Origin of the sequence: Streptomyces sp. NPDC004658 (genome assembly GCF_040609555.1) — a bacterium.
Taxonomy (GTDB): domain Bacteria; phylum Actinomycetota; class Actinomycetes; order Streptomycetales; family Streptomycetaceae; genus Streptomyces.
In genome coordinates, this window is record NZ_JBEXKG010000100.1 from 23,382 (window position 1) to 29,482 (window position 6,101).

The window sequence follows — 6,101 nt, forward strand, 5'->3', positions numbered from 1 at the left end:
TGAGGTTGCACGGCACATGAACTCCCGTCAGCGCCGCGGCGTGATACTCCTGATCCTGTCGGTCCTGTGCGCGCTGGGCGCGTTCGCCGGCGTGCTCTCCGTCATCCACGACGCGAACTCCAAGGTCGGGCCCGAGGTCGCCGCCTACCGGGTCAGGTCCGAGGTGAAGCCGTACACCGCCCTGGACACGGGCCAGTTCGAGAAGATCGAGATGCCGAGGCGGTGGCTGTCCGGCAACGCCGTCACCGACCTGCGGCAGATCCGCGGCAAGATCGCCGTGACCACCCTGCACGCCGGCTCCCTGCTCCAGACCGACATGATCGTGGACCGGCCCGCCCTCCGCCCCGGCCAGCAGGAGGTCGCCATCATGATCGACGCGGCGACCGGCGTGGCGGGGAAGATCACCCCGGGGTCGCGGGTCAACGTCTATGCCACCTTCGAGGGAAAGAAGGAGGGCGACCCGGACCAGTCGAAGATCATCGTGACCGACGCCCGGGTCATCGACGTCGGCCGGATCACCGCCCTGGAACCCGACCGCGACAGGGACCGGCAGCCCACCGAAGCCGTCCCCATCACCTTCGCGCTGTCCACCATCGACGCCCAGCGCGTCACCTACGCCGAGTCCTTCGCCCAGCGCGTCCGGCTCGCGCTCGTGGCCCCCGGCAGCGAGACCAGCGTCCCCGACAAGGACCGCACCTACGAACTCGCGACGGACAAGTGAGAGGCGGCCATGCCCACCAGGATCCTCCCGGCCGGCGCGGACCCGGACGCCGTCCGCTCCCTCACCACCCTGCTCAGCCAGCTCCCCGACGCCGAACCCCAGCCCCCGGTGACCGACTCCACCCAGCTGGTCGACACCCTCGCCCGGCTCGCCGCCGAGTCGGTCGACGAACTGCCCGAGGTGGTGGTCGTCCACGAGCGGATCGGCCCGGTCCCGGCCCTGGAACTGATCCGCGAGGTCGCGCTGCGCTTCCCGGCCGTCGGCGTCATCCTCGTCACCACCGACGCGAGCCCGGGCCTGTTCGCCGCCGCCATGGACTCCGGGGCCCGCGGCCTGGTCGCGCTCCCGCTGTCGTACGAGGAACTCGCCAACCGCGTCCAGGCCGTCGGCCAGTGGTCGACGGGGGTACGACGGCACCTCGGCCACGGCGCCGAGATGCTCGCCGGGGCCGGCGGCACCGTCGTCACGGTCAGCGGCGCCAAGGGAGGCGTGGGCGCGACACTGACCGCGATCCAGCTGGCCCTCGCCGCCCAGGCCTCCGGCCGCGCCACCGCCCTGGTCGACCTCGACCTCCAGACCGGCGACGTCGCCTCCTACCTGGACATCCAGTTCCGCCGGTCGGTGGCCGACCTGGCCGCCATCACCGACATCTCGCCCCGGGTCCTCGCCGACGCCGTCTTCCGCCACGACACCGGGCTCGCCCTGCTCCTCGCGCCCGGCGAGGGCGAACGCGGCGAGGAGGTCACCGACCGGGCCACCCGTCAGCTGGTCAGCGCCCTGCGCTCCCGCTACGAGGTCGTCGTCGTCGACTGCGGCGCCCAGCTCAGCGGAGCCGGCGCCGCGGCCGTCGAGATGGCCGACACCGCGCTGCTGGTCACCACCCCGGACGTCATCGCCGTACGCGCCGCCAAACGGACCGTGCGGATGTGGGACCGGCTCCAGATCCGCAAGGCCGAGGAGACGACCGTGGTCGTCAACCGGCACTCGCGCAGTACGGAGATCCAGCCCGCGCTCGTGCAGCGCATCACCGGGACGGCGCTGGCGCGTACGGCCGTACCCGCCAACTTCAGGGAACTGCAGGGCGTCGTGGACGCCGGGCGGCTCCACGAACTCGACGCCAAGAGCACGGTCAAGCAGGCGCTGTGGGCGCTCGCGGGTGAGCTGGGGCTGGTCAAGGCGGCGGAAGGAGCCTCCCATCGCGGGGGCGGACGCGGTGCCGTGAGCCTGCGGCGGCGGAAGGAGTGAGCCCCTGATGAGAAGGCCGGACGGGGACCGGGGGCAGGTGAGCGTCGAGTTCCTGGGCATGACCCCGCTGATCGTTCTGACGCTGGTGCTCATGTGGCAGGCCGTGCTCGTGGGGTACGCCTTCACGCTCGCGGGGAATGCTGCGGACGAGGGCGTACGGGCGGGGACGGCGGCACCCCCGGGCGAGCGGTTCGGGGCGTGCGAACAGGCCGCGCTGAAGCACCTGTCGGGAGCGTGGCGGGAGGGCGCCGGCGTGGACCACTGCGGCGGGAGCGGCTACGTGACGGCCGACGTGGCCATCAAGGTCCCCGTCCTCTTCCCCGGCTTCGTCGACTTCCCCGTCACCGTCCACGGCCACGCCGGAGCCGTCGAGGAGGCGAAGCACTGAGATGCCGTACCGCCACCCGCGACGCGACCGGGGCCAGGTCGCCATCGAATACCTGGGGTTCGTGCCCGTCCTGCTGATCGTCGGCCTGGCCGGGTTCCAGATCGGCGCCGTCGCCTACGCCGCCGAGCAGGCCGGAACGGCGGCGCGGGCCGGGGCGCGGGCCGCTTCCCTGCACCAGGACGTGGGGCAGGCGTGCGCCGACGCGGTCAGCGGTGGCCTGTCCGTGCGGTGCGGCCCGACCGGGGGAGGGGAGGACTCGGTCACCGTCACCGCGACCGTCCACATCCCCACCGTCGTCTGGGACCTCGGCTCCGCCACCAAGTCCGCCACCATGCCGCTCGACCACTGACCGAGGAGAAGCGACCCCATGAGCCTGCGGGCACGCATCAGCACCCCGGAGGAGCACGGCAGCCGGGGCGAGGACGGGCACCTGGTCGCCTCCTACCGGGCCAAGCTGCTCGAGGAGATCGACCTCGCGGAGATGAGTTCGCTGGCCGCCGCCGAACGCCGGGCACGGCTGGAGCGGGTGCTCGGGCACATCATCAGCCGCGAGGGCCCGGTCCTGTCGACCGTCGAACGCTCCCAGCTGATCCGCCGGGTGGTGGACGAGGCGCTCGGCCTCGGCATCCTGGAGCCGCTGCTGGAGGACGCGTCCATCACGGAGATCATGGTCAACGGCCCCGACGCGATCTTCGTGGAGCGCGGCGGCCGGGTGGAGCAGCTCGCCCTCCGCTTCGTCTCCGCCGACCAGCTGATGCAGACCATCGAGCGGATCGTGTCGACGGTCAACCGCCGCGTGGACGAGTCGAATCCCATGGTGGACGCCCGCCTGCCCTCCGGGGAGCGGGTCAACGTCATCATCCCGCCGCTGTCCCTGACCGGCCCCGTCCTCACCATCCGCCGCTTCCCGCGCTCCTTCACCCTCCAGGAGCTGATCGGCTTCGGCTCGCTGGACGAGCACATGGTCCATCTGCTGGCGGGCCTGGTGCAGGCCAAGTTCAACATCATCGTCTCCGGTGCGACCGGCACCGGGAAGACCACCCTGCTCAACGCCCTGTCCGGGCTGATCCCGTCGCACGAGCGCATCATCACCATCGAGGACTCCGCCGAACTCCAGCTCCAGCAGACCCACGTGGTCCGCCTGGAGTCCCGCCCGCCGAACGTGGAGGGCAAGGGGCAGGTCACCATCCGGGACCTGGTCCGCAACTCCCTCCGGATGCGCCCCGACCGGATCGTGGTCGGCGAGGTCCGCGGCGGCGAGTCCCTCGACATGCTCCAGGCGATGTCCACGGGCCACGACGGCTCGCTGGCGACCGTGCACGCCAACAGCGCCGAGGACGCCCTGACCCGGTTGCAGACCCTGGCCTCCATGTCCGACGTCGAGGTCCCCTTCGTCGCCCTGCACGACCAGATCAACAGCGCGGTCGACGTCATCGTCCAGCTCACCCGGTTCGCCGACGGAGCCCGCCGGATCACCGAGATCGCGCTCCTCGACAGCCACGGCGGAGAGCCGTACCGGCTGGCGACCGTGGCGCGCTTCGAGGCACAGCCCATGACCCCGGACGGCCGCGTGTTCGGCGCCTTCCGGTACTTCCCGCTGCCCCGCCGTACCGCCGACCGCCTCTACATGGCGAGCCAGCCCGTCCCGCAGGCCTTCGGCGTCGCCCGCTCCGCCGACCAGCTCGCCACCCGAGAAGCCAGGTAGGACTGAAGGACCATGGAACTCCACACCCTCGTCCAGCTCACCACCGGCGTGACGCTGCTGACCTGCGTCCTGGCCGTGGCCGGCGTGCACGCCTACGCCTCCGGCCGGGCCCGGCGCGCCGCCATCGTCGAGCGCCTCGCGCACACCGGCCCAGCCCCCGCGACCGGCCGCACCCGCCGCTTCCGCGACCTGGACCGGCGGCTGCGCCGCACCCGCCTCGGCCGCTGGCTGGAACGGCGCCTCGCGGCGACCGGCCTGGACGTCACGCCGGGGGAGTTCTTCGCCGCCATGCTCGGCGCGGTGGCCGCGCTCTGGCTGATCGGCCAGGCCGCCCTGGCCCCCTTCTTCGGACCGCTCGCGGGTCTGCTGGGCGTCTGGGCGGCGGTCCAGTTCCTCAACTGGCAGCGGCAGAAACGCATCGAACGCTTCATCAACCAACTGCCGGAACTGGCCCGCATCCTCGCCAACGCCACCCAGGCCGGCCTCGCCCTGCGCACCGCGATCGGCATGGCGGCGGAGGAGCTGGAGGCCCCCGCCGGCGAGGAACTGGCCAAGGTGTCCGACCAGCTGGCCATCGGCCATTCCCTGGACGACGCCCTCGGCGAGCTGGCCGACCGCCTCCCCTCCCGCGAACTGGTCGTGCTCGTGACGACGCTGGTCCTGTCCAACCGGGCGGGCGGCCAGGTGGTCTCCGCGCTCCGCAACCTCACCGAGACCCTGGAGGAACGCAAGGAGACCCGGCGCGAGATCCGCACCCAGCTCTCCCAGGTGACCATGACCTCGTACGCCGTGCCCGTCCTCGGGATCGGCGCGCTGTTCCTCATGAACGGCGTCAAGGACGGCGCGCTCGACCGCATGACCGGCTCACCGGTCGGCCAGGCGTGCGTGATCATCGCGTTCGCCCTGTACGCCGTCGGCTTCGTCCTCATCCGCCGCATGAGCCGGATCGACGTCTGAGGGAGGTGACCCGATGGCATACCTGCTCGCCCTGCTCATGGGCCTCGGCGTCTGGGGCGTCTTCACCGGCATCCGCATGTACCGCGCGGACGCCCGGCTCCCCGGCGACCTCGCCGTCGCCCTGGAGGTCGGTGCCACCCGCACCGGCGCGGTCGGCTCGGTCATCGACCGCATGGGCATGCGCTACGCCCCGGCCGTACTGCGCCTGATGGGCCCGCGCCTGGTGGCCAGGTACCGCAGGAAGATCGACCTCGCGGGCAACCCCGGCGGCCTGACCATCGACCGCTACGCCGCCCGCCGCGCGGTCTACGGCGCCCTCGGCGGCGTGGGATTCCTGGTGTTCCTGCTGCGCGGCCAGTGGTTCGTGGCCGTCCTGCTGCTCCTGTTCGGCGCGTTCTGGACGGAGGTCGGCCTCTGGTCGGCGATCCGGGTCCGCAAGGACGTCATCGAACGCACCCTGCCGGACTTCCTGGACGTCCTGGCGGTGGTGGTCAGCGCGGGGCTCGGCTTCCGGCAGGCCCTGGACCGGGTCGCCTCCCGCTACGAGGGCCCGTGGGCCGACGAACTGCGCATCACCCTGCGCCAGATGGACCTCGGCATGAGCCGCCGCGAGGCCTTCGCGGAGCTGCGGCGGCGCAACGACTCCGAGCAGGTGGCCATGTTCGTGACCGCGTTGCAGCAGGGGGAGGAACTGGGCGCGCCCATCGTGGACACGCTGGTCTCGCTGGCCAAGGACATGCGCCGCACCGACGCCCAGAACGCCCGCCGCAAGGCCGCCCGGGCGGTGCCGAAGGCCACGCTGATGATCACCACGTTCATGGTCCCGGCGACGATGCTCCTGCTGGGCGCGGGACTGCTCCTCGGCTCCGGCGTGGACTTCGGCTCGCTCACGGGGGAGTGAGGACCGGATGACGGTGACGGGGCCGGCGGCGCTGCGGGGGCGCACGGGACGGGGCGTCCAGGCGGGGGTGGCGCGGTTCGGGACCTGGCTGCGGTCGGCCGGACGGGAACGGGACCGGGGGGCGGCCGCTGCCGGCGTGCACCCGGCGGGCGCCGACAGGGCCCGGCCGCCAGGCCGCCTGCGC

General features: G+C 72.6%; 7 protein-coding genes. All 7 read left to right on the forward strand.

What is annotated here, in order from left to right; genetic code table 11:
• The first annotated feature begins 16 nt into the window (after positions 1-16).
• Genes cpaB through ABZV94_RS27950 form a run of 7 tightly spaced genes read left to right on the forward strand, consistent with a single transcriptional unit; the run spans position 17 to position 5,917 of the window.
• Positions 17-721: a Flp pilus assembly protein CpaB gene (cpaB, locus tag ABZV94_RS27920; RefSeq protein ID WP_356344994.1), complete on the forward strand. Its 705-nt coding sequence runs from the start codon at positions 17-19 to the stop codon at positions 719-721.
• Positions 722-730: 9 nt separating this feature from the next.
• Positions 731-1,966 carry an AAA family ATPase gene (locus tag ABZV94_RS27925; protein WP_356344997.1) on the forward strand — a complete coding sequence of 412 codons (1,236 nt, stop codon included), beginning with the start codon at positions 731-733 and terminating at the stop codon, positions 1,964-1,966.
• A gap of 7 nt (positions 1,967-1,973) precedes the next feature.
• The gene (locus ABZV94_RS27930; RefSeq protein WP_356344999.1) at positions 1,974-2,354 is read left to right on the forward strand and encodes a TadE family protein; all 381 of its coding nucleotides are present in this window, start codon (positions 1,974-1,976) and stop codon (positions 2,352-2,354) included.
• Position 2,355: 1 nt separating this feature from the next.
• The gene (locus ABZV94_RS27935; RefSeq protein WP_356345002.1) at positions 2,356-2,703 is read left to right on the forward strand and encodes a TadE/TadG family type IV pilus assembly protein; all 348 of its coding nucleotides are present in this window, start codon (positions 2,356-2,358) and stop codon (positions 2,701-2,703) included.
• Positions 2,704-2,721: 18 nt separating this feature from the next.
• Positions 2,722-4,059: a CpaF family protein gene (locus tag ABZV94_RS27940; protein WP_356345004.1), complete on the forward strand. Its 1,338-nt coding sequence runs from the start codon at positions 2,722-2,724 to the stop codon at positions 4,057-4,059.
• 12 nt (positions 4,060-4,071) lie between these two features.
• The gene (locus ABZV94_RS27945) at positions 4,072-5,016 is read left to right on the forward strand and encodes a type II secretion system F family protein (protein WP_356345007.1); all 945 of its coding nucleotides are present in this window, start codon (positions 4,072-4,074) and stop codon (positions 5,014-5,016) included.
• Between the two features lie 13 nt (positions 5,017-5,029).
• Complete coding sequence (locus ABZV94_RS27950; protein WP_356345009.1) at positions 5,030-5,917, forward strand: DUF5936 domain-containing protein; 888 nt, start codon at positions 5,030-5,032, stop codon at positions 5,915-5,917.
• Positions 5,918-6,101 lie beyond the last annotated feature (184 nt).